The organism is Natronosalvus rutilus, from assembly GCF_024204665.1.
Taxonomy (GTDB): Archaea; Halobacteriota; Halobacteria; order Halobacteriales; family Natrialbaceae; genus Natronosalvus; species Natronosalvus rutilus.
Map to the genome: position 1 here is coordinate 2,250,317 of NZ_CP100355.1, position 23,490 is coordinate 2,273,806.

Annotated in this window: 24 protein-coding genes, 1 tRNA gene and 2 pseudogenes; 8 read left to right on the top strand and 19 right to left on the bottom strand. The window is 58.6% G+C overall.

Features of this window, described 5'->3' with window-relative positions:
• Positions 1-107 precede the first annotated feature (107 nt).
• Positions 108-635 carry a hypothetical protein gene (locus NGM29_RS10795; RefSeq protein ID WP_254156142.1) on the bottom strand — a complete coding sequence of 176 codons (528 nt, stop codon included), beginning with the start codon at positions 633-635 and terminating at the stop codon, positions 108-110.
• A 72-nt stretch (positions 636-707) separates the two neighbouring features.
• Complete coding sequence (locus NGM29_RS10800; RefSeq protein WP_254156143.1) at positions 708-1,520, bottom strand: helix-turn-helix transcriptional regulator; 813 nt, start codon at positions 1,518-1,520, stop codon at positions 708-710.
• A gap of 135 nt (positions 1,521-1,655) precedes the next feature.
• Between NGM29_RS10800 and NGM29_RS10805 the strand changes: the two genes are divergently transcribed.
• A complete protein-coding gene (locus NGM29_RS10805) occupies positions 1,656-2,129 on the top strand; it encodes a Cut8/STS1 family protein (protein WP_254156144.1) in 474 nt (157 codons plus the stop codon).
• A gap of 225 nt (positions 2,130-2,354) precedes the next feature.
• Positions 2,355-3,707, top strand: a complete 1,353-nt coding sequence (locus NGM29_RS10810) for an FAD-dependent oxidoreductase (RefSeq protein WP_254156145.1) — start codon at positions 2,355-2,357, stop codon at positions 3,705-3,707.
• 23 nt (positions 3,708-3,730) lie between these two features.
• Here NGM29_RS10810 and NGM29_RS10815 read toward each other — a convergent pair whose 3' ends face one another.
• Entirely contained in the window at positions 3,731-3,937 is a 207-nt protein-coding gene (locus NGM29_RS10815) for a hypothetical protein (protein WP_254156146.1), read from the bottom strand.
• Positions 3,938-4,263: 326 nt separating this feature from the next.
• On the opposite strand from NGM29_RS10815, the gene NGM29_RS10820 reads away from it, so the two are divergent.
• Positions 4,264-5,667, top strand: a complete 1,404-nt coding sequence (locus NGM29_RS10820; RefSeq protein ID WP_254156148.1) for a PAS domain-containing protein — start codon at positions 4,264-4,266, stop codon at positions 5,665-5,667.
• 109 nt (positions 5,668-5,776) lie between these two features.
• On the opposite strand, the pseudogene NGM29_RS10825 reads toward NGM29_RS10820, so the two are convergent.
• The 6 genes and pseudogenes from NGM29_RS10825 to NGM29_RS10850 form a co-directional block, all read right to left on the bottom strand.
• Positions 5,777-6,038 (bottom strand): annotated as a pseudogene (locus NGM29_RS10825) (hypothetical protein).
• A gap of 528 nt (positions 6,039-6,566) precedes the next feature.
• Positions 6,567-7,885, bottom strand: a pseudogene (locus NGM29_RS10830) (RNA-guided endonuclease InsQ/TnpB family protein).
• Positions 7,886-8,231: 346 nt separating this feature from the next.
• The gene (locus NGM29_RS10835; protein WP_254156150.1) at positions 8,232-9,095 is read right to left on the bottom strand and encodes a DUF8173 domain-containing protein; all 864 of its coding nucleotides are present in this window, start codon (positions 9,093-9,095) and stop codon (positions 8,232-8,234) included.
• Positions 9,092-10,369 (bottom strand): hypothetical protein, encoded by a 1,278-nt coding sequence (locus tag NGM29_RS10840; RefSeq protein ID WP_254156152.1) that lies wholly within the window; start codon positions 10,367-10,369, stop codon positions 9,092-9,094. Before NGM29_RS10840 ends, NGM29_RS10835 begins: the two co-directional genes overlap by 4 nt.
• Positions 10,370-10,454: 85 nt before the next feature.
• Positions 10,455-10,742 (bottom strand): hypothetical protein, encoded by a 288-nt coding sequence (locus tag NGM29_RS10845; protein ID WP_254156154.1) that lies wholly within the window; start codon positions 10,740-10,742, stop codon positions 10,455-10,457.
• Between the two features lie 115 nt (positions 10,743-10,857).
• On the bottom strand, positions 10,858-11,565 hold the full coding sequence (locus NGM29_RS10850) for a YqjF family protein (RefSeq protein ID WP_254156156.1): 708 nt from the start codon (positions 11,563-11,565) through the stop codon (positions 10,858-10,860).
• 133 nt (positions 11,566-11,698) lie between these two features.
• On the opposite strand from NGM29_RS10850, the gene NGM29_RS10855 reads away from it, so the two are divergent.
• The 3 genes from NGM29_RS10855 to NGM29_RS10865 all read left to right on the top strand — a co-directional run bounded on the left by NGM29_RS10855 (position 11,699) and on the right by NGM29_RS10865 (position 14,116).
• Positions 11,699-12,649, top strand: a complete 951-nt coding sequence (locus NGM29_RS10855) for a CPBP family intramembrane glutamic endopeptidase (protein ID WP_254156158.1) — start codon at positions 11,699-11,701, stop codon at positions 12,647-12,649.
• A 243-nt stretch (positions 12,650-12,892) separates the two neighbouring features.
• Positions 12,893-13,210 carry a hypothetical protein gene (locus tag NGM29_RS10860; RefSeq protein ID WP_254156160.1) on the top strand — a complete coding sequence of 106 codons (318 nt, stop codon included), beginning with the start codon at positions 12,893-12,895 and terminating at the stop codon, positions 13,208-13,210.
• A gap of 114 nt (positions 13,211-13,324) precedes the next feature.
• Positions 13,325-14,116, top strand: coding sequence for a 2-oxo acid dehydrogenase subunit E2 (locus tag NGM29_RS10865; protein WP_254156161.1), 792 nt, complete (start codon positions 13,325-13,327; stop codon positions 14,114-14,116).
• Positions 14,117-14,243: 127 nt separating this feature from the next.
• Here the strand turns inward: NGM29_RS10865 and NGM29_RS10870 are convergent, their stop codons facing one another.
• The 3 genes from NGM29_RS10870 to NGM29_RS10880 form a co-directional block, all read right to left on the bottom strand.
• Complete coding sequence (locus NGM29_RS10870) at positions 14,244-15,347, bottom strand: tyrosine-type recombinase/integrase (RefSeq protein ID WP_254156162.1); 1,104 nt, start codon at positions 15,345-15,347, stop codon at positions 14,244-14,246.
• A 167-nt stretch (positions 15,348-15,514) separates the two neighbouring features.
• Positions 15,515-15,589 (bottom strand) — tRNA-Glu (locus tag NGM29_RS10875).
• 82 nt (positions 15,590-15,671) lie between these two features.
• Positions 15,672-16,871 (bottom strand): helix-turn-helix transcriptional regulator, encoded by a 1,200-nt coding sequence (locus NGM29_RS10880; RefSeq protein ID WP_254156163.1) that lies wholly within the window; start codon positions 16,869-16,871, stop codon positions 15,672-15,674.
• Between the two features lie 127 nt (positions 16,872-16,998).
• Between NGM29_RS10880 and NGM29_RS10885 the strand changes: the two genes are divergently transcribed.
• Positions 16,999-17,577: an MBL fold metallo-hydrolase gene (locus NGM29_RS10885; protein WP_254156164.1), complete on the top strand. Its 579-nt coding sequence runs from the start codon at positions 16,999-17,001 to the stop codon at positions 17,575-17,577.
• Positions 17,578-17,589: 12 nt separating this feature from the next.
• Here NGM29_RS10885 and NGM29_RS10890 read toward each other — a convergent pair whose 3' ends face one another.
• The 7 genes from NGM29_RS10890 to rpl7ae form a co-directional block, all read right to left on the bottom strand.
• Entirely contained in the window at positions 17,590-17,856 is a 267-nt protein-coding gene (locus NGM29_RS10890; RefSeq protein WP_254156165.1) for a DUF5827 family protein, read from the bottom strand.
• 159 nt (positions 17,857-18,015) lie between these two features.
• Positions 18,016-18,618: a superoxide dismutase gene (gene sod / locus NGM29_RS10895; RefSeq protein WP_254156166.1), complete on the bottom strand. Its 603-nt coding sequence runs from the start codon at positions 18,616-18,618 to the stop codon at positions 18,016-18,018.
• A gap of 129 nt (positions 18,619-18,747) precedes the next feature.
• Complete coding sequence (locus NGM29_RS10900) at positions 18,748-19,113, bottom strand: DUF7344 domain-containing protein (RefSeq protein WP_254156167.1); 366 nt, start codon at positions 19,111-19,113, stop codon at positions 18,748-18,750.
• A gap of 215 nt (positions 19,114-19,328) precedes the next feature.
• Complete coding sequence (gene ndk / locus NGM29_RS10905; protein ID WP_254156168.1) at positions 19,329-19,793, bottom strand: nucleoside-diphosphate kinase; 465 nt, start codon at positions 19,791-19,793, stop codon at positions 19,329-19,331.
• Positions 19,790-20,212, bottom strand: a complete 423-nt coding sequence (locus tag NGM29_RS10910; protein ID WP_254156169.1) for a 50S ribosomal protein L24e — start codon at positions 20,210-20,212, stop codon at positions 19,790-19,792. Before NGM29_RS10910 ends, ndk begins: the two co-directional genes overlap by 4 nt.
• Positions 20,212-20,436, bottom strand: a complete 225-nt coding sequence (locus tag NGM29_RS10915) for a 30S ribosomal protein S28e (RefSeq protein ID WP_253435051.1) — start codon at positions 20,434-20,436, stop codon at positions 20,212-20,214. The genes NGM29_RS10910 and NGM29_RS10915 overlap by 1 nt, the downstream gene beginning before the upstream one ends.
• Before the next feature lie 11 nt (positions 20,437-20,447).
• Positions 20,448-20,810 carry a 50S ribosomal protein L7Ae gene (gene rpl7ae / locus NGM29_RS10920; RefSeq protein ID WP_254156170.1) on the bottom strand — a complete coding sequence of 121 codons (363 nt, stop codon included), beginning with the start codon at positions 20,808-20,810 and terminating at the stop codon, positions 20,448-20,450.
• 341 nt (positions 20,811-21,151) lie between these two features.
• Here rpl7ae and tmcA point away from each other — a divergent pair, with 341 nt between their 5' ends.
• A complete protein-coding gene (tmcA, locus tag NGM29_RS10925; protein ID WP_254156171.1) occupies positions 21,152-23,482 on the top strand; it encodes a tRNA(Met) cytidine acetyltransferase TmcA in 2,331 nt (776 codons plus the stop codon).
• Positions 23,483-23,490 lie beyond the last annotated feature (8 nt).

A 23,490-nucleotide genomic window follows, 5' to 3' on the forward strand; every position in this document is an offset into this window, starting at 1 on the left:
CGGTACGGCCGAACACCAGGTATAGACTCTCCGTGGGAACCGCACACGGTGTGGGAATCGTGCAGGGCGTGAGCGCGGGAGTTCGCGGTTTGACCGACCGGTCATATTCAGTTGTCGACGGCCAACGTGTCGGAGAGGAACGTGACCTGCTCGGCCACGACCGGCTCGAACCACGGGTCGTGATGCACGTCGAAGTGGCGAGCCGGAATCCGATGCACGCTGGGGTCGGTGAGCCGGTCGAGCAGGCGCTCGGTCGGCTCGAGAGGCAGAAGGCGCTCCTCCTCCGCGACGACCACGTGTACGGGTGCGGCTATCCGGTCTGCCTCCTCGACGGGCCGGTAGAAGGGCAGGTCGAGTACGACCCGGGCGGGCGTGCGGTTGACCAGTACCTCGCCCTTGGGTAGCACCGACCTGAATCCCGAGAGAGCGCCCGGTGAGTCCAGCAGGCCGCCCTCGCCGGGCTCGGTGACGATCGGCACCTCGACGGGGCCGCGTCCAGCGATGGCTGCGACCCGGTCCGCGACCGCGAACGCGACTATTCGAGACACCGCAGTCACGCGAGCGTCTTCCCCCGCGAGGGGCGTCGACGTCTCCTCGTCAGTCCGTTTACGCGACCATCGTTCGTTGATCGTCATGGTCTCGATAGAAGGCGGTCCGGGATCGGTGTATAGACTCGGGCTAGGAGTCTCACTCGGCGTGTGCAGCTCTTACGCCGTGAGAAGGGACGGATCGAGTCGCTCGCCCTCGCGGCAGTGATCATCTATCGTGGATTCTGCCCACGAGTGGACCGTCTCGTCGTCGGTCTCAATCACCGCGAGCGGCGCGCCTTCGCCTCCGGACAGGCACAGCAACACCGCGTCGTCGACGACGAACATGGTGGACGGGACATCGCCGCGGTACACGAACACATCAGACCGCCCGGTCTCGACCATCTCCCGCGCCTGCTCGACCATCTTCGGGTCGGTTCCGACGCTTTCGAACGCACCCTCGCCGAGGACGCTCTCCAGCTCGAGGTCACCGTCAACGATTCCCTCCCAGCACGTCTCCATGACGCCCGGCAGCACGGAGTAAGTAACAAGCCGGACTCGGCCGGCGGTCCGGATGCGCTTCGTGATGTGCGTCATTGGAGCCAGTGCGTCAGTCTTCGTCGCGCGGACAATCTCCGCACCGGCAAGGCAGCCGAGGTCGAAGTCGAACCCGCCCTCGGGGAACCACTGCGCCACCTCGCCGAGCGCCGGAACGGACTCGAAGCGCTCTAAGAGGTCCACGAACTCCCGCGACACGTAGGCACCGAGCTGGGTCGTCTCGTACTCCCGGTCCGCCTCGACAACCCAACCGCGCTCCTCGAAGTCGTCGAGGATGCGTCCTAGCGTGGCCCGTGTCACCCCCGTCGCGTCTTCCAGTTCATAGCGTCCGACGGGGCCGTCGGTGAGCGCGTCGAGCACCATAACCCGGTTCGACGATCGGGCGAGAAACTCGATTTCCTCGAGGGACCCCTGGAGAGCGTCGAGTGGTCTCATGGCCTCTAGGTGTCTCCACGGGAGTGCTCGATTTAGCCTTTCGCACGACAGTGAAATGACGCTCTGCGCCGGTCAGCGCTCCTCGACCAAGTTCTCAGCCGCAATTACAAGGGGCCCGCCATCGAATAATTGACAATGGTCGACATCTCCACGCGTTCCAAAGCCGACAACGAGGAAAGCCCCTTAGAGCGGCAGCGTAGACTGATGGAGTTGCTGTCACAGGAAACTCGACACAGCGTTATTCAGACGCTTGTGGGGCACCCGGAAATCCTCGCATCAGCGGATGAAATCAACCATTTCATCCCGAGCAAATCGAACAAGACCGTCGAAGAACAGCTGGACGTGCTCGTTGAAGCGGATATCCTCACAATCTACGAGTATCCTCCGAACAAGGAAACGCGTGGCTTTCCGTGGAAATTCTACGGCTTCACCGAGTATGGTACCGACATCCTCGGCGAGTTCAACTATCTCAAGGGCGTCCCGATGACGCGATCCGTTCACCAGAAAACGAGAAAGCCCGAAAAAATCGAGCGACACGAAATGGCGCCACGACCGTCTCTCCCAGAACCGATCCGTACGGCGTTCCGACTCGACGAAGAGGCGGAATAACGGAGACCGGGGACGGGCATTGAAATGTCAAGGTTTCCCATAGCTGCTATGTGTGAGTCGCCGTCGTCGCGCTTTCTATATCACGTCATCGTCGGTTTCCTAACTACAGGGTTTGAGTCGGTCGAACCAACCTGACGGTAAGTAAAGAGTCCCGTCAACTAATGCTGAACACAATGACTGTGTGTGCCAATCATTATCACAGTGCGCCGCGAGTAGGTGTGCAGTATGACCCTGGCAACGGTTCAAAGATACCATCCCACTCGGAACACTGACAGAGAGGGAGCGGCGGTAGTGATAGGCGGGGGTATGGCCGGTCTCTTCACAGCCCGCATCCTCACGGATAGTTTTCGGGAAGTAACCGTGATCGAGCGAGATTCTACCCCGGTTGAACCGACCGCCCGTCGGGGCGTACCCCAGGGTCGCCACGTTCATCTGCTGTTGGAAGCGGGCCGTGCAACACTCGAGGATTTCTTTCCTGGATTCGGTGAGGAACTCGCCAGAGCAGGCGGAGTGATACTCGACAGTTCTCGCGACGTAAGGCAGTATCAGGAAGATGGCTTTCTCGCCGATGGAACACGACGACTCCCGTTGTACTTTGCCACCCGGCCACTCTACGAACAGGTCGTTCGACGACGTGTTACCAACCTCAGCGCCGTCACGTTCCGATCGAGATGTCAGTGGGTCGATTACCTCACCGATGGGTCAGATTCGACCGTGACTGGAGTCTCTATCAACGCAGAAGAGGGGGACACAGAGGAACTGGTTGCCGACCTGGTCGTCGATGCGACCGGTCGAACGTCCCGGACACCGACGTGGTTACAGGCACACGGATACGACCCGCCGGAAATCGACGAAGTCCGCATCGGGATGGCCTACAGCACGGCACACATCGAGCGGCCCGCCAACGACCGGCAGATGATCCTGTCGGCCCCATCACCTGACTTCGGCCGTGGTGGATCAACGTTTCCGGTCGAAAACGGTGGCCGGATCGTGACCTTGTTCGGCCTGCACGGCGATCATCCACCGACGGACGTGGACGGACTGATCGAGTTCGCAGCGGATCTCCCCATCCCGCATTTCGAACGGTTGCTCGAGACGCGGATGTGGCTCTCTGAGGATATCGCACACTACCCGTTCCCCACTAGTATTCGCCGGCACTACGAGGACGTAGAACGGTTCCCGGACGGCCTGCTCGTCGTTGGTGATGCACTTGCCAGTTTCAATCCAATCTACGGACAGGGAATGTCAGTGGCGGCTCTGGAGGCGTTAATACTCCATCACACGCTTGCGGATAGAAATCGGGACGATCTTGCACGACGTTATTTTGACCGGGTTGAAGACATCGTTACTGTCGCCTGGACGTTATCTGTCGGTGGGGACTTCGCGTTCCCGCAAACAGAGGGCCCGAAACCTCGCGGTACCAATTTGACCAACAGGTATCTCTCACGTTTGCTGCGAAGGTCCCACGATGACCAGGTGCTCCGTGAGGCGTTCGTGAAGGTGCTCATGATGGAACAGCCACCGACGACGCTGTTCTCACCGAACATCGTGTGGCGGGTCTTCAAACCGAAGCCGTGAGCGGTGTTCCAGCCCCGCCCAATTCACTCATCGGTATTGACTCGACTCTTTTTGAACGACCTGATAGCCATCAGGAGGTAGAACGCACCGATGATACGTATTCCGGGCGTGAGCCGTTCGTTCCATTCGACCTGATCCGGTTGGTCGTACATGAGCGTCGTCGTGAGCTTTCGGTACACATCAGGGAACAGGAGCACGACTGCGCCGAATAAACCGGTCAGATTCATCATCCCCGCGTACAACCTCCCTCCGAGCAAGCAAGCGACGGTGATGAGTACACCTTCCGCTCGTATCGACGAACGAAACCACGACCGAGTCGACGAATCCCCCGGGTTCTATATAGCCACCTCTTCGAAGATGGCTATCAGACGGTCTAGAAACAGTGTCGTGACCACCCCTATAACCCCGATTGTGGGTCGCATTGTATCCCAGTTAAGCGCCTGGTGGCTTAATCTCTCACCCCCTTGATGTGCAGAGAAGGATGATGTAACCATTATTGATATTTAAAGTTAGGGACAATGTATATATGCAAGCAATACTATATGTTTCGTAACCGATGGAGGAAAGTGAGCGACGGTACCAAGAATTAATCCAAACGTCGCCTGCTCCTATTAATCTCTTCAATACGTCTGGAGAGATAATTTGGGGAAACGATGCTGTTCTGGCCCTTCTTGGCATAGATTCTCAGCAGGAGTTGATTGGGCGGTCTATCTTTGAATTTGTTCATTCAGATGACCAATATACTGCTGAATCCGAATTGATGGAGGTCATCAATGAGAAACAATCCTCTGGGCCAACACTGATGCGGCTTACTCCTGTAGAAGGACAAGACCGTACAATCAGAGTTGCGACAGCACCGGGTCAGTATCAGGGGGATGATATCGGCCAGGCTGTTGTTATTGACATTACCGAGCTCAACCAGACGAGAGCCGAATTAAAGCAAGAACGAGAGTTTATTGAAACGGCGCTCAACACCATTGAAGACGTTTTTTATGTAATCGACACGGCAGGGAACCTCGAGCAGTGGAACGACGCACTAATTGAGGTCTCTGGATACACCCCAGAAGAAGTTCAGACAATAGATGTCGAGGATTTCTTTATCGAAGAACACACTGACCGAGTGTCTGAATCCATCTCCAGAGCGTTCGTAGACGGTAGCGATACAATCGAAGCACTTGTCCAAACCAAATCTGGCGAACAGATCCCATATGAATTCCGCAAACAGCGGCTTGTGAAAGGCTACTCTGTCATGGGCCTTGTTGGCATCGGGAGAAATATCTCCCAACAGAAATCCTGGGAACAACATCTCAAGGCAGTGGACCACCTTCTCCAGCACCAGTTCCGAAATCAACTTAATATAATTAGAGGTAATGTCGATCTCTTAGCAGCACAAAGCGCAGATGCCGATGGTCAGCAAATCACAGCAATACACGAATCTGTGGACAAAATGTTATCTATATTTAATGGCCATAAAAACATTACAACTCAGATCCTCCGCAAGGATAACAGAAAACAGATGGACATCGTAGCGATCATTGATGAATTACTAGCAGAATTTCAGGAACGGTATCCTCACGCTGAGCTCAGCCTTAGTAGCCCAGATTCGGTACTTGTGATCGCGGTACCCTATATAGAACAAGCTCTCCACGAACTCATTTGGAACGCACTCAAACACAATACTGCGGAGAGTCCAGAAGTTACCATCACCATCGATGCTGAGACCACTCCGAGAAAAATATACCTCACGGATAACGGCCCACTGATATCGAGGCACGAATACGCATTCATAGAAAATCCTGAAACACTTGATTCGACGTCCCACCCGACAGGACTTGGTCTCTGGGCTGCAAATATCGCAGTAATGTCCTCACGAGGCTCCTTTACTATTGAAGAGAGCACCAAAAACGGGAATAAGATAATAATCGAACTACCTGCGCCAGTTAACAGCTGGAAAGAGTAATCGAGACGTCTTTCAGGTATACTTCAATCTCTAATATTAGACGATGGAAATCCCTTTGTGGGAATTCACACGTATACTGAAGCCGTAACTCTCGGACTGCAACCAGAAGTTAATTTTCCGGCGCCGTCACACGAAGTTCCTCGTCGACCTCGTAGAAGTAGCCTCGCTCGTAGCCGGGTGAGCGCATAGTTTGCGTCTTCGGGTTCAAGGGCCAGTTCATCGGTCCTAAGAAGGATCTCGAGTGCTTGCTCTCGAGGGACCGATGGCACATCTTCCTGATCGTCCGAATTGAGACTGTGTGTGCAAAGGACGTCGTATGCGTCAAGAATCCACTCCGACAGTGGCGATCGTGGATCGGTGCTGTCGTTCATCTCGTCTTCGTACCTAGATTCTTCAGTATCGAACCGCTTAAGAATTCCTCCTCGAGAAATAGAACCGGTTTCACGGGCAGGTGACGAACTCGAGGAGCGCTTTCGGATTAACGACTTCCGTTCCAGTCAGTTCTTGTTCTCCCTATCGATTACCCGCTTGGAACTCGTTTTTTCTACGCTGTATATTGAGGTTATAAAGGACAATGAGCGGGTAGATTCCTAACACGGTAACGAGAATGAGCCTCGGTAAACGGAAATCCGCGAACGGTGTGCCAGCTAAGACACCTTCCGACATAACGATGATGCCACCAGTTGGATCCAACAGGAACTGAACCCTACCGCCGATCGCACTGATATCGAGGAAGAGTAGACAGGCCATTAGCAGCCGGACGGGAAGCGGCCGGGTACGTAGTCTTGGATCGCTATCGGTGCTTATCATGTGGGCGTTTCTTCGCTACGGCAGTATTGACATCCTCCTTCGCGTGAACGCGGAGGAATCCCACGGCATCGCACCGCTGAGTTGGGATATTAGGGTTTGCAGTCTACCACCTCTGCCCGAGGTTGGAATCCTCGGGAGAGGTCGTGAAGGTAGACTTCGGGCTGTGCCAACCAGCCGGTACTCCTATCTTCGTCCAAACTGGCCGAAGACTCGGAGTTACTTTTATTGATATCGAGACGGATGTTCTCCGCCCCGTTCACATCAGCGTTGAACGCGGCCTCACACGCCTCACAGACGTACAGTCCACGTTCGACACGCTGACTATCCTCTTCTCTCCCGCAGATACAACACGTCTTGCTCGTGTCGCGTTCGGACACTTCGACGACTTCGATACCCGCAACCTTCGCTTTGTAGGTGAGAATCGACGTGAAGCGGTCGAACGCCCACCCGTGCAGGTCGAGGTTGCCGTGACGACCCCAGTTTTTCGAGTCACCGTTCTCGTCCTCTCGTACACCAGAGAGTTTCCCGACGTTTATCCGACCAACTTCTTGCTCGACACACCGTTCAACGATGTGTTTGGCGAGGCTGTGGAAGAAGTGGGTGCGGCGTTCCGACCACGTGTGGTGGTGTCTGGTGGCTGCTTCGCCACCTGAGTTGTCACATCTGGCGATCTCTTTCGGGAAGTAGTAGCCGTCCTGTTTCAAACGGTTGCCGGGGTAGAGGTCGGCTTGCTCGGTGCTGTATGCGACCGCTGCGAAGTTACAGATACCGAGGTCGACACCAGCCGACTCGGTTCCGGGTGCAGCGGGCGTCTCGATTCCGTCTTTGCAGACGAGATGCAGTTCCCATCGCCCCTTTACCTTGTCGTAGACGGCTCTGACCTGTTGCAGGTTCTCGACGGTGATTCCGGGGCGGGTTTCGTACTCGATGAGGATGTACTCCCACGCTTTCGGGTGTTCCTTGTGGTTCGCGCCTTTTGAGAGCCGAACACGGTTGTTCTTCGTGTCGTGGCGGATGCCTTTTGTTTCCACGTCACCGTGCTACGCGGGTGTTCTTCGTGGACGCGGCGGCCTTGTGAGTCGTAGTAGTTTTTCTTGCGGTAGCCAGGCGGATTCGCTCGACTGTCAGACTTCCTCTTTCCGTACCACGAGTTGAAGGCTTCAGCGAGTTCCTCCAGAACGCGCTGACTGGACTGGGAGTGCAGTCCTTTGTATTTTGAATGAGTCTTCAACTCGTCTTTGAGGTCACCGTGGTCGGGGATTTCGCCCGTCTCCTCCCAGACTTGCCGGGAGTGGTAGTTAGCGACGTTCCAGAGTTTACTGGCCGACCATCCGTGCCGGTCGAGCATTCGTTCCACTTGCGAGTGGTTGAGGATTTTCGCTCGGTAGGTGCGGTGGACTTCCAGCATTCTGAACGCCTGTATAAGCACTTATACTCGCGTCTATTGTAACGATTCGGATTGGGAGCGGTGGAATATCCGGCCTTGCTATCGACGGTGGACTGTGGAGGAGTTGTCGGATTCATCCTGATCCTAAAGGGTCAGGGATTCTCCTCGATTCTGTATAACACAGAGAAAGAGCACTACCCACTGGTCAGGTGCCATCGTTTCTGTGCGGATTTTCTGTATTGCTCATCGATCACATTTGAAGTGTCAGGTTGAACGGGTGCCCTATCCGTGGTAGCTTTCACGTTGAAGCCGATGCACCAACTGTTCAGAAAACCTGTGGATAGACCAGTGTCTGCTTCAGCAAACATTACTCAGGCAACAACACGGGTTCAAACTCCTGTAACCCGAAGTACGTCACCACGACGGCCCCTAGACCGATCAGAAGAAGTGTGCCCGCGATCAGATCGCCGACGATCGGAACCGCACCGGCCACCTGTAATACCACCATGATTCCGACGACGCCGAGCCCAGTCGCCACCCCGACCCGTGGTGTCTCTAACTGCTTCCCGGCAAGATACCCCAGCCCGATAATCCCGTAAGCGATTGACACTAACCCGATCAGGAGACCGAGAATACTCACCGGGAGAAGGACCAGGGTAAACGCCATGAACACGAACACGGCCAAAAACGTCACTGAGAGAAGTGCGCCAACGGTGAGACTGACCACCGGATGGACTCGCGCGGTCGTTCCGATATTTTCGAGCAACATCGGGCGCTTTCGGGAAAGCCACGCCCCGACGAGGGACAGGATCAAGGTCGTCAGAATGACCGGCGTGTACGCGGCGACCGGGTCGGATTCGGACGGTGCGAACTCGGTAGTGGTTCGCTCAGCAACGGTCGCTTCGCTGGCTAGCTCCTCGCTCCCACCGATGTGCTGGAGTTCGCCGCCGATCGTTCCACCGTCTTCGACAACGAGTGATCCCGATAGTTGCGTCAGATCGCCTTCGACCGTTCCATGGACTCGGAACTCACCGCCGATAACGTAGACTGGTCCGGAGATCGTTTCGTCATTCGGGACTGTGACGGTTGCGTCACCAACGATCAACGCACCTCGATGCTCAGTGATCTCGTGGTCCCCCTTGATGACGAACTCGGTGGTTTCGACGTCCACCCCGCCTGCCGAGACCATGAGCAATACGATGATCAAGAGAGGAATGAGTTCCAGATTCATGAGGATGCCTCTCCGCGTGCTAACTCGAACATTCGATGTACGTATAGCAATACTGGCAACGCGACGACGAACAGTAGTGATAACGCGTTCACGTACGTCAGGTGACTCCCGAGCGGGAGTCCAATTCCCTCGGAGTACAGCGCCAGCGCGGTACTCATGAACGTCGCCAGCCACCCCGCAATCCCGACACCGAGAGCCGTGTGCGTGCCGATCGTCTCAGCGGTCGAGAGATCCGGCCAGAGCGCGAAGTTGAGCGTCGTGTAGAAACTGACCGCGAGCACGTAGAACATCGGCAGGATAAGCGCTGGCGTTTCGCTGGCTCCGAACCGGATGTTGAAGACGTACAACAGGTGCGTGAATGCGAACAGGCCAAACACCCACAAGAATACCCAATTTCGATCGAAGTTCGTATACAGGACGCCGGCAGCCAGCGCGCCGAAAACGTGTAACACGGCGATGAACAACCGGACGCTCAGGTCTGGTGATTGCCACGACGTATTGATGTAGAGCGGTTCCTCGATGATCCGGAGAAAGCCCAGGCTGTCGATGAAAAAGACGCCGAACATTAACAGAACTGGTCCCCAGAACGCGAAACTCAGCGTCCGGATCGGCGTCGGACGACAGCACCGTCCGGTTCCGAACGTGCTATGTTCGTGTTGATTTGCGAGGGCATCGACGAACGCGAACCGCTTCACCGAAAGCACGGCCAAAATCAGCACTGCTGGCACCATCATTGCGCTCATGATGAGACTAAACTCGTCGATCCGCCACTCGACTGGATACAGCGCTGCGACGAAAAACGAGAGGCCTGCCACGGTCGCGGCGACGTACCCCCGGTCCCTGATGGGGATGAAATCGAGCATGAAGCTGAACGTTACCGGAATGCCGAGTCCGAGCGTCGTCGAACACACGACTACCCAGAGTACGAATTGATCGACCGTGCTCACGAACGGGGCAGCAATCGTTAGCAGCAGTTGGACGAGAATAATTAGAAAGAGCAGGCGGAACTTCACGTACAGATCAGTACTCCAGCCACGCCGATCCATGACGAGGCCGCTGCCGACGGCGATGATGAGCGTGAGGAGCGCGAGGACGGCCATCACTATCGACACGCCCTCGGGGGCCATCCCGATCTTTTGCGTTCCGAGGTCGGTCAACCCCAGCTGGACGAAGGTGAGATTATAGTAGTAACCCGCCGAAAGCGCCGCCACGTAGATCAGATAGCCCGTAACCGGAATCCACCGACGCTCACGAACGAACTCGAAGAGTTTCATTCACCTACCAGGCGGGTCAATCAGTGTACTCGGATTCTCTCGCAAGTGCGCCGCGATTGGAGCGAAGTAATCGAGTGGTCTCGGTTCACGTGTCTGATTCATCGCTGGTAACCCGTCTTAGAGTAATGTACAGGACGGCGAACAGGACGATAAAAACGGTTCCTCCCTGTAGCACCCTGGTGAGTCGGCTTTTCTCCTCCGTACCTGACGTGTCGGCTTCGCTGGTCGCTTTGAGGGATTCTCCGGTCGATTCTTCGACTGCATTGAGAATCGGATCACGTAATGGCGACTCCATGCCGGCTTTCACCGCTTCCGTTACGAGCATCTGAACGAGGTCGTTTTCCAGATCGATTTTCTCGGTTACAGTAGCCATTGTTACTGACCTCCGATTTTCGCATAGTATCGTGACATGATGGCCTGGTCACCGGCAATACCACGTACAGCCAGATAACTGTTACATCAGTGGGAAGAACAAATGGGACTCCTCTTTATTCGTCGAATGGCGCTGGTTTCCGTTTGTTCTTGGAGGCGATCGTCTTTACACCGGGACTATAGAGATGGACTGGATCGGACTCCGGGGTGGTGAACCCGTTTGCTTCGAAGAGCGTGTTCTCCTCGATTTCGACGGTCGCATCGTACAACGGCCACGGTTCGTGCTGGATATTTGCGTAGCGGATAGACCCATCCGGGGCTTCGGTATAGTAGCGGTAACGCTCCGTGAGGAAGTGAGCGAGCGTGCCGGACTTCGCAGAAATTCGTCCGCTGGTCGGTTCGTACGTCGCATCGAACACGACTGGTCTCGCTCCGGGATGACGGCGACGACTCGTGAATCGAATCCTGCCGTTCTCCTTGGTGAGATCGATGGCAGCGTAGTAGTACGGGAGGTGATGAAAGAGGCGGGCACCAACAACTCCCACGATCCCATCCGCATCGAGACTGAAGAAATACACTCCTGGTTTTCCGTCGTACGTGACGTAGGTTCGGAGATTGAGTTCGGGGAGTGCAACTCCCGTTCCGAAGGGGAAAACCCGTGGTCGGACATCGACGTTCGTAAACGGAACTACCGACAGCCACGCCTGCCCATCGTAGGTATCGAGCGTGAGGCGTTCTGGGAGATGTGGCTCGACGAGTCCCGGATCAATCGGCCAATTGGCGAAGCAAACGTGACGCCATCCCATGAAGAGCGAGACGACCATCCTATCCGTTTCTTCGACGTGTGCGATACAATATTGTATCGCCACCCAATCGTGCTTCCAGGCGGTCGGTTCGTCAAGTTCGTGAGCGCAGGCTGTGACACACTCTTAAGATATCCGATGCAAAGGTAGGGATATGGATTCTCGTGTGACTCCTGATCGGGGAACGAGCGAGTCCCGGATACACACTCGAAAAGTAGGACTCTTTCTCGCACTCGCGTTCGGCATCGCCTGGACTGGTGCGATCGTTCTCTATCTAGCCGGAATTGAACTCGGGTCGCTCGCCGGCCTCGTGCTCCTGGTCGTGATGGTCATGTGGGCACCAGCGGTCGCTGCGATCGGAACCCAACTCTGGTACGGAGAGTCCATTCGAGAGGGGTGTGGACTCGCTCTGGGTCGGCTTCGATGGGTTGGACTCGCATGGTTAACGCCGGTTGCTCTCGTTGCTGGCACGATCGGTATCGGGATCGTCCTTCCGGGTGTGTCGTTCACGACTGACTACACGATGTATCTGCTTGAGTTGGGATTGAGTCAAGAAGAAGCCGCTGAGGCGGTCACACAACTGGAAGGGGTGCCAGTTTCGCCGGCTGTTCTCCTCGTCGCTCAGGGTCTCATCGCGGGGCTAACGATCAACGCGCTCGCAGCGCTAGGCGAAGAACTTGGGTGGCGCGGACTCCTACTCACGGAGCTTGCTCCGCTTGGATTCTGGAAACTCTCGATCTTCACTGGTACGGTCTGGGGCATTTGGCACGCACCGATCATCCTCCAGGGGCACAACTTTCCTGACGCACCGGTTGTGGGTGTGTTCGTAATGACTGCCGCAACGATCGTGATGGCACTGATCTACACGTACCTGACCGTCCGCGCTCAATCCGTACTCGCGGCGACGTTCCTTCACGGAACGTTCAACGGACTGGGAGCACTGTCGCTGGTATACCTCACGGGAGCTGGAAACCTCGTGACCGCTCCCGTCGCCATCGCCGGCATCGGTGCTGCACTGGTCGTCACTACGCTTTGTGTTGTTCACGACAGAACCATCGCAGCTGAGTCGATTATGACTGGAGGGCCGTTGTCACCGTGGGCGTGAGAACTGAAGAGCCGTTTTCGAAGAGTTACTCACACGTTTTTGTGATCGCTGGATGTGATAATTGACCTGTATAGTGTTGCAGTGTCGCAGGCGAGTGCGTCGATTCGCCCCGACAATGACTCTCGCTGTGGGTTTTCAAAAGTAACTATTTTGACTCCTCTCTCACGGGTGACAGACCTCACTCAACGATGTTGGCAGCCAGCAACATCACATTATGAGTGACGGAACGAAGTAGGCTGTAAGATGGTACAACGCTCCTCTGCAACGGACATCGAATGCGAGTTTTTTGCCATTATTGACGCTCTGGTAGAAGAATCGCGCCGAGACATCGTTGCACACCCGAAGGGACTTCCATCGATGAAGAAACTGGAGTTCACGACCGGACTCCACCGAACAACAATCTACCAACATGTAGAAACACTCATCGGCGCAGACATCGTTGAGGTCATCGAATTCCCCGTTGGCGAGCGAAGTAAAGGCCTGCCGACCAAGTTCTACGGCATTACGGAGACAGTGCGAAAACTGTTCGACCGAAATAACATCTTCAACGAAACACATTGACAGTTACTGTCGGGAAACCAGGGGGAGGCGGTGCCAGTGTCGTTCGATCGTCTTGTGAGTATACGGCTTTTGCGAAGCAAGTACAGATGTAGTTCCGGCGCTTCATGATAGGCTATGAGCAATATTGGTGCTGATGGCGAACGTGTATCTCTACAACAGCAGTTGACGGTGGACTACATGCGGATGGCGGGACACCGGAGTAACGTTCACGGACTCATCGAGATCGACGTCACCGATGTCAGAGAGCACATCCGGACAATCGAGGAAGAGACCGGAACGAAACTCTCGTTCACTGCCTTCATCGTATCCTGTCTGGCCACCAGTGTTGGGGAACAACCTCACATCCAACGGTACCGTGATTGGCGGGGACGATTCCACGAATTCGAGGACGTCGATGTGAACGTCCTCATCGAACGGGAAACCGACGGCGAACGAATCGGTATCCCTCACGTCATTCGACGAGCAAATCAACGGACAGTTCGGTCGATTCACGACGAAATTCGTCGCGTCAAAGCAGACACGACGTATCGCCCAGAGCCCGGACTCGCCAGACTTGCACGCCGCCTTCCCAGCTTCCTACGCCGCCAAATTTGGCGGCTCCCTCAGTGGTTCCCGACACGGTGGAAGCGCCTCGCCGGCAGCGTCGCGGTCACCTCTGTCGGTATGTTCGGCACCGGAAACGGCTGGGCCATCAGTCCCACGAATTACACCCTCCAACTCACTGTTGGCGGCATCGGCACCAAACCACGCTTGGTCGACGGCGAACTCCGTTCCCGGGAGTTCCTGAGTCTGACCGTTACCTTCGACCACGACGTCGTTGACGGAGCACCTGCCACACGGTTTGTCCAACGCCTCAACGAACGCCTGAAAGCCAGTCACGGCCTCGACATCGCATCTACCGAGTAACCAAGCACCTATCCAGGACCACAACAATTCTGCCGCTCGCTACACACTCTCTTTGCTGAATACAACCTCTATTTCAGCAGTCAGATCCTATCAAACTCGAAGGATTTATACAAACTGACCTTCTGGATCAACCGATGCGATCGAGTGCATCCTGTCGATCCTCAACTGGTGCCTGATCGTACTTCATCGTCGTCTCAGGGCTCTTGTGTCGTAGCTGTGTCTGTGCTGCTGCCAGGTCTTCTTCGCGCGTCATATACGTCCCCGTGGAGTGGCGGATGGTGTACCAGCTCATCTTCCGGTTTTCGTAGTCAATGCCAGCGATCTCACACAGTTGGTGGAGGATGCGTCGAAGCGACGCGGATCCGTACGGGTTTCCTTCCCGTGTCAACCACAGTTCATCGCGCCCATCGTAGAGGTCGTACGTTGCTCGTTGTTTGAGCCAACGCTCGAGCATACTGACGGAGCGCTTGCTGAGGCTGACGCGCCAGTTGTCTTCGTTCTTGGAGCTATCCTCGATCGGAATGCGCAAAATCCCGTTTTCCAGATCGACCCATCCGGTCACGGACCGCTCAACTTCGATCGGTCGGAGCGCAGCGTCGAGACTGACGCTGACGAGGCTGGGGATCTTCCAGTTGTTCGCACGCTCCCAGTCGCGTTTCGTGATCTCCGCAACGGGTTTCTCGAACCGCTGGGCGAGATAGGCGTTAATCTCGCTGCGCTCCCGTGGACTGACGTTGTTGTAGGACGGGATGCTCCCGTACTCCAGCGCCGCTTCGCGGATGAGTTTCCGTTCCTGGAGTGTGAGGTAGTCGCGTGGCGTCGTCGTCCCGTCGTTCGAGCTAAACGTGATTGTCGGCTCCCATTCCTCGCCACCGCGCTCGTAGGCACGCCACTTGAACAGCATCCGCACGGCCTTCTGGCACAGGTCGCGGTGGGTGTCGCTACACACGGCGTAGGCCAGTTCCTGCATCCATGCATCCGCGTGCTCGTGCGTAACTGCCGTCGTGTACTGGCCCTCGCGGTCCCAGACGAATCGGCAGAACTGGTCCATCCGGTAGATCCGGTTTTTGACCGTACTCTCTGCGTAGCCGTTCGCTTTCTCCGGCTCGATGCCGAACGTGAGCAGCCACTTAACCATCTCCTCTCGCTCGGTTCGGTAATCGATCAGTTGCCGTTCGCCGAGTCGGTCTTCGGTCGGGCCCGGAACGAGCGTGAACTCGCTTAGATCCATCGCTCTCCCTCCCGAACGAATCCTGCGAATCGGATTGCAGGGCAAATAGTCGTAATCGCTATGCGGCGTCGGGGTGACCCGACCATCTCAATCGCATTGCCTTCGAGTTTCATGCTTACGTGAGGTTAGCACGGACTCGAAATCGGGAGACGGCGTCGGGAAAAGGATGCTCCGTCAGGGATTCGAACCCTGGTCATTGCCGTGAGAGGGCAATATGATTGGCCGGACTACACCAACGGAGCGGGTTTGCAATCTATGCTTGCCGAGAAGACTGTTTAAGGGTTGCGTTTCATCGGTACCGTGTCCAGCCGTCGCATGCGCGAATTACTCCTCGAACGGTGACCTGGTCGCCTCTGGTTCGAATCCCTCGAGGCTGATGATGTTCTCTCGACCGACGCGGAGTTTGCTGATGGTGCCGTCGGATTCCATCTCCGAGAGCAACATGCTCACCTTCGACTTCGACCAGCCGGTTTCGTCGACGATGTCGACCTGTTTCATTCGGCCGCCTCGCTCCCGAATGAGTGAGATGACTCGATCCTCGTCGCTGAGGAGTTCGTCGTCCGGTATCGGCTGGGCGGGCGATTGGTCGGGTTCGCGAGTCGGCTCGGGGCGGGAATCCGGATCCGATCGGTCCGTCCTCGACAGGAGGCCGTACCGGGAGATACCGGCAACGAGGAGGCCGAGCAAGATCGCGCCGCCAGCGAGCGCCATCGCGATGGTGGATAGCGGGAGAGCTGACTCGTTTTCCGTGTCATCACCTGATTCGACCGGCCCACCCGCTGATTCGCTCTCGAAAACGACGCGCGGCTGACCGTCCAGGAATTGCTTTCGGCCGGTCCAGGTAACCGAATCGCTGGCTTCGAGGGAGGATGCGCTGAGCTCGCCGACCGGCTGGACGTCGGCGAACCGCAGGCCGTCACCCGTTTCGACGACGAGCGATTGGTCGGAGGCGACGACGAAGTTCCCCTCGAAAACGTCGCCAGCGACGACCTCGCCGTCGTTCACCTGCGCGAACCCGTTCCACGTGAACGACATTTCGACGACGCCTCGCGTGTTGAACCCCTGTTCGATCCGTGCCGTCCGGTTGAAGTCGGTTGCTTCCATCTCCCGGTCGGTTTCCTCCCGACCGATGTTGAGGAGGACCTCAGCCTGGCTCGCGAAGTCCGCGTAGAGCTCCGTCTCCTCGGACTCGAACTCTTCGGCGAACGTCTCGAACTCCGACTTGGCCTCGTCGCCCTCGAGAATGCGTTCGTAGCGGAACGTCCAGATGGCTGACCCGTCGTCGTTGACTGTAACGATGAACGTCGTCGTTTCGAAGCCCTGCTCTTGGAACGAGGCGGCAGCGGCGCTCGCGTATCGGTCCTCGCCAGCGCTGAACGCTGGCTGCTCGGTATCCATACCCGGTTGCCGTTCTCGTTCGACCGCGGTGGTCGAATCGGCGGCGGCCACCAGCGTTCCGCCACCGACTGCGGTGACGAGGAGAGCGATCACGAGGATCCCTGTTCGAAGAGCCGACCCGTTCATTCGTCTCTCTTGTACGTGCTCTCAGTAAAAGACCTTGTGAATGTCGATTCCACTACGGTACGCATACCCAGGCGTCCGAAATCGCGTGTCGACACGCACAAAGTGACCCGAAACGTACCTGCTGGCGATGATCGTAAATCTCGCCGCGGGAAAGCAGGTGTTCACGAGCAACGCGTTCCTGGTCACCGGCGACCGGACCGTCCTCGTGGATACGGGAGCGAACTTCGACGTCGTCGAGGCGGTCCGCGAACACGTCGACGCACTCGAGGCCGTCGTGCTCACTCACACCCACCCCGATCACGTCGGCAATCTCGAGGCCGTCACGACGGCATTCGATGTCGACGTCTGGGGGTTCGACCCGTCGGTCGACGGCATCGACCACGAACTCGGGGACGAGGTGGCGGTCGTCCTCGGCGACGACGAGTACGTCGCGTTGCACACGCCAGGCCATAAGGACGACCACCTCTGTCTGTACGCACCCGAGGCAGGCGTGCTATTCGCTGGCGACCTGGTCTTCCAGAACGGCGCGTTCGGGCGAACCGACCTCCCGGAGGGCGATCGATCGACGCTCGTCGACAGCATCGATCGGATCCTCGAGCGAATCGACCCCGACCTCGAGACGCTTCACGTCGGCCACGGGCCGAGCGTCACCGACGAGCCGTACGAGCACGTCGAACTGGCGAGTCGCATGGCCAGGCAGGCCTGACGCTCGCGTCGGTCAGGGTTTGAGGCCGTAGTAGCCCGGTTCGTCGTCGGTTCGCGGCTCGCCCACCACGAGGTCGTCCGCGTTGGTCATGATCCACGGAATCGCCCAGTCGAGGAGGATGTCCTCCGTCTCGCGGTCGATTTCTGCGTTCGGATCCAGCCCCTGCAAGAGTCGGGCGATTTCGTAGACGCTGTACATCTGGTCGGCCTCAAGGAGTTCCTCGGGCGTGTAGAAGTCACACGGCGGCAAGTTGTCAAATTCGTCCTTTGGAACGGGCATACCTCGACTAACGGGCCTCGCGGCTAAACGGTGTGGGTTTCGACGTTCGACGTTCGAGGCGCATCGCTCTTAGCGAGCCCCTCTATACGAGTCGCGACTCGCGTCGCTACTCGCTCACTGTCGGCGCCAAAAAAGTGCGATGGTGTACGGAATCGTCGCTTACTCGAAGTGGTCGAGGCACTTCTGGTACTCCTCGTCGACGGAGTCCCAGTTGACGACGTCGAAGAAGGCGTCGACGAAGCTGCCGCGGTCTGGGCCGTAGTCGTAGTAGTAGGAGTGTTCCCAGACGTCGAGCGCGAGGATGGGGTGTGCGCCCCAGAGCGCGCCCTGGTCGTGCTTGTCGACGGCGAGGTTGCGAAGCTGCTTCGAGACGGGATCGTAGACCAGCAACGCCCAGCCACCGGCGGCGCTCGCGGCGGCCTCGAACTCGCCCTTCCAGGCGTCGTAGGATCCGAAGTCCTCCTCGATGCGGTCGGCGAGGTCGCCCTCGGGTTCGCCGCCGCCGTTCGGGTCCATGTTCTCCCAGAACAGCGTGTGGAGGTAGTGACCACAGCCGTTGTGGGTGACGCTGCTAAGGGCACCGCCCGTAGAACCGTGGTCTCCGGATTCGCGGTTCTCCGAGAGCGTCTCCTCGGCGGAGTTCAGGCCGTTGACGTACCCCTGATGGTGGGTGTCGTGGTGCCAGGTCACGACCTGTTCGGAAATCGATGGCTCGAGTGCGTCGTAGTCGTACGGCAGTGGTGGCAGTTCGTGGTCAGTCATTGGTGAACACCGGTTGGGCAATCGACCGCTGACCTGTTAAACATTGAGGAGGGAAACGCTATCACACCTCACAATCTATCGGCTTCGCTGACCGTCACTGTCTCCGACGTATTGCCGCCGAGACTGGTACTACTGGACCGATTCCTTGTGGTAGGCGTGCTCGAGCCACTCCTCGAGTGACGGCTGGGACCAGTACCTGACCGTCTGGCTCCGGGCATCGTGGTCGACCACGCCAGCGTCTTCGAGTTTTGGAAGGTGAACGTGTCTGAGTCCAGCGGCAATCTCGGACCGTCCGTCCGCCGAACAGTCGCTTCGGTCGTCGTTGGTATGAACGTAGTCGGCAATCTCGTCGACCGACGCGACGCCGTCCGATTGCTCGGAGAGGTAATAGAGCGCCTGGCGGCGACGACGACTCGCGAGCAGTTCAAAAACCAGGTCCAGTGAGGGCGCTGTATAACATGCTCGGGCCGTGGATCCCTTCTCCCTGTTACTCATTTGCAAACCACCTACCGTAACTTAACATTCGAAACCACCACCCACTTATACTGGTGGGTACACATTAGATGTTACGTCTCTCCGAATACGTACCTGTATTTCTTCTTATGCGTACTCGAGATGGGAAAATTCGCTGGTCGTCGTGCGGATCGTTCCGTTCGACGATGGTTAGATCTCGGTCGAATCCCGGATTGGAACCCGATACCCGCGTCGAGTTATTCGTAGAGCCAGGACGCGTCGTGCTGGTCGTAGTCGATCAGTTCGTCCTCGTCGAAGTGGATCGCGATTTCGCGCTCGTTCGCGCCTTCGTCCTCGTGATCTGCCGCGTGGACGACGTTACGACCGAGGTCCAGCGCGTAGTCGCCGCGGATGGTTCCGGGAGCGGCCTCAAGCGGATCGGTCGCGCCAATCATCTGGCGGACCTGCCGCGTGGCGTCCTGACCCTCCCAGACCATCGGGACGACGGGTCCCGCGGTGATGAACTCGATGAGCCCGTCGAAGAACGGCTTGTCCTCGTGTTCGGCGTAGTGCTCTTTGGCCCGCTCTTCGGGCATGTTGATCACTTTGATGCCGACGAGTTTGAGGCCGCGGTCCTCGAGTCGAGAGACGACTTCGCCCACGAGTCCGCGAGCGAAGGCGTCGGGTTTGACCATGACGAAGGTGCGTTCGTGGTCGCTCACGCTTCTTCACCTTCTTCGGCTTCGGCTTCCCCCTCGGCCTCGGATTCGGATTCGGATTCCTCTTCGGTCTCCTCGCCCGTTTCGGAGTCGTCCTCGGCTTCCGCGTCGTCGTCGGCGGGTTCGGTGTCCTCGTCAACTTCGTCTTCGCCCTCCTCGACGAGATCCTCGTCTTCTTCGGCTTCAGCCTCCTGGTCGGGTTCCGTAGACTCGTCCGCCGACGTGTCGACCTGGGTTGGACCCTTGCCGCGACGGCCCTCCTCGGTCCACTCGAGGTCGCGCGGTTCGCGACCGAGCTTGTAGTTTTTCTCCGCCTTCGAGTCGACGAAGTGGAGCACGGTACCGTCGGTGCGAACGTACATGATGCCCGTGCCGGGCTCGATCTCTTCGCCCGTGTAGTCGCAGGTTCGCTTCTCGACCATTATTGTCCTCCGATGGAGTCGGCCTCGCGGGCGGTCTCACGTAGCTGGAGGATGTCCCCCTCGCGGACCGGCCCGAGGCAGTTTCGGGTGATGATGCGTCCCTGGTTCTCGCCCTCCTTGATCCGGCACTTGACCTGCATGGCTTCGCCGTGCATGCCAGTCTTGCCGACGATCTCGATGACCTCGGCGGGCGTTGACCCGTTTTCTGCTTCTTCAGCACTCATCTGTGGTCACCTCAGTCGAGGTCCTCGACCTTTCCGGCGATGTCTTCGACGTCGCTCGACGCCTCGCCGGCGTCGACGATCGCCGCGGCCGCGGAGCCGACCTCGAGGCCGGCAGCGTGACCGACGTCGTCCTGGGTCTCGACGAAGACGACCGGGATGCCCTTCTCGTCGGCGAGTTCGGGGAGGTGCATCACGATCTCCTCTGGCGAGACGTCCTCGGCGACGTAGACGAGCTCGGCGTTGCCGCGCTCGATGGCCTTGGTCGTTTCGTTGGTTCCTTTCTTTACACTGCCTGTGTCTCGAGCGACCTCGAGCGCCTCGAGGGCGTCGTCGGCGAGGTCGGCTGGGATGTCTGTGGTTACGTAGACTGCCATTGGTTGTTCACCTCTCCTACGCGCGGGCTCGCACTCCCCTGCCGTCCGGGGCTGGGCCCGGGCCGGGTTCGTCCGGCGAAAGTCCTGTGAGGCTAGGAGTATCATCAACCCCGCGTAGGGTGTACTTCCCAGTAACGGTGCCCCCCTTAAAAGCGTGTTCAAACGAACGGAGGCGTGGGAAACCGTTGCACGGGAGGAAGGCTGGCCGACGGCTCACGGTCGCCTTCGTCGCTACCAACGACCACTCGCCTGGAGGGAACGTGAGCGAGAGTCAGTCGACAGTAACTCGTGGGTGAGTGCCAGCCGACAGTAACTTACGATCACCTATCCGATGAGTCCACATGAACGTCGCCGCGCACGCTCGAGCCCTCCGCGAGGAGGCCGCCTCGGTCGACGAGCGTCGTGGCCTGGTGCTCGCGGGCGACCGCGAGCGGGGGTACGAGGTACTGGCGACCGTCCTCGAGTCCCTCGACGTCCCGATTTCACAGACGACGCTGGTCGGCCCAGAGGATCGACTCCGCTGTGAACACCGGACCCAGTCCGAAGCCGGAGCGCTCCTGGGCACGACCCGGGAGGTCGTCGTCCTCGACGCTCACGACACCCTCGAGCCGAACGCGCTGGGGAAACTCGTGGGAACGATCGACGCCGGAGGACTCTTGATCCTGCTGACGCCGTCGCTCGAAGAGTGGCCCGACGAGCGAGGTTCGTTCGAGCGATCGATGGCCGTTCCCCCGTTCGAACTCGAGGACGTGACCGGACGCTTTCGAGCGCGGCTCGTCGAGACGCTTCGCGTCCACCGCGGGATCGCAATCGTGGACGTCGACGACGACCGCCTCGAGGACGACGGACTGACGCACCCGGCTCCCCGTCTCGTGTACCGCGGCGAACAGGTCCAGACGAACGACGTGGTCGCCAGGGCCGATGTCGTAGACGCAGAGGCCCACGACGACCGACGGACACGACACTTCCTGCAGGACGCATACGACGCCTGTTACACTGACGACCAGCGAACAGCACTCGAGACCCTCGAGCGCCTTCGCTCTCCCAAGAACGCGGTCGTCCTCGAGGCTGACCGCGGCCGCGGCAAGTCGAGCGCGATCGGACTGGCTGCCGGCTGTTTCGCCGCCGCGGGCGATCACGTCCTGGTTACCGCGCCCGCCTGGGCGAACGCGGCCGAAGCCTTCGCCCGGGCGAGTGAGTTGCTCGAGGGGTGCGGCGACCTCGAGGGAGGCTCCGATCGGAACGGGCGGCGTCTGCGGACAGTCGACGGCGGAACCATCGAGTACGCCCCGCCGCTCGAGGCCGTCTCCCGCGCCGAAACTGCCGACGTCGTGCTGGTCGACGAGGCCGCCGCTCTCTCGGTGACGGTACTCGAGTCGCTGCTAGCCGCCGATCGAATCGCGTTCGCGACGACGATCCACGGCTACGAGGGGGCTGGCCGTGGATTCTCGGTTCGTTTCCGGGATCGACTCGAGGCGAGCGACCACGACGTCTCCGAGTACGTCCTCCAGGAGCCGATCCGGTACGCCGCCGGCGACCCGCTCGAGGTCTGGTCGTTTCGAGCGATGTTGCTCGATGCCAGCCCACCGGTTGCCCCGCTTATCGAGGACGCGACTCCGGAGTCGGTCGAGTATCGTCGCCTCGAACCCGATGCCCTCCTCGAAGACGAGTCGCTCCTCCGGGAGGTCGTCGGTCTGCTCGTGCTCGCTCACTACCGAACCGAGCCGAACGACCTCGCCCGGCTGCTCGACGCGCCGAACCTCGAGACGCGGGCCCTGCTCCAGGACAGTCACGTCGTCAGTGTCACCCTGCTGGCACGGGAGGGAAACCTCTCGGAAGCGGACCGAGCGCGGATGTACGAGGGCGGGCGCATCCGCGGGAACATGATCCCCGATATCCTGACGAGTCACGTGCGCGACGAGTCGGCGGGTGAGGCTTCCGGGATTCGCGTGGTCCGCATCGCGACCCACCACGCGCGGCGTGAACGGGGGCTCGGCTCACACCTCCTGGAGCGCATCCGGGAGGAGTTCGACGGGGCGGTCGACTGGCTGGGCACCGGGTTCGGCGCGACGCCCGACCTCGTCTCGTTCTGGCGGGCAAACGGCTACCGGACGATCCACCTGTCGACGACTCGCAACGACACCAGCGGGGAGTACTCGGCGATCATGATCACGCCGTTGAGCGAAGCAGGGGAGGCTCTGCTCGAGCGCCACGCGACTCGCTTCGCCAGGCGCTTGCCGCGAGTGCTCTCCGACACTCTACACGACCTCGATCCTGACGTGGTTCGGGCCGTTACCAGATCGATCGGGACCGAATACGCGCCTCCGCTCGAGCTATCGTCCCACGAGTGGCGGGTCGTCGCCGGCGCGGCGTACGGCCCTGGCCTATACGACGTCGATCCAGGACCGTTCAGGCGACTGGTGATCTCGGCACTGATCGGGCGACCGCCAGAACTCGCGGACGCGCTCACCACGCGTCAGGTACAGTTACTCGTCCGGCGCGTCCTCCAGGCTCACACCTGGGACGACGTGGCGGCAGACCTCGAGTTCCATTCCCCGCGCCAGTGCATGCGGGCGTTCGGGTCGGCGCTGCAACCGCTAGTCGATCACTACGGAACGGCGGCCGCGCAAGCGGTTCGCGAGCGGTTTCTCGACGACGAGTCATGCGAGTAACCTGGCGA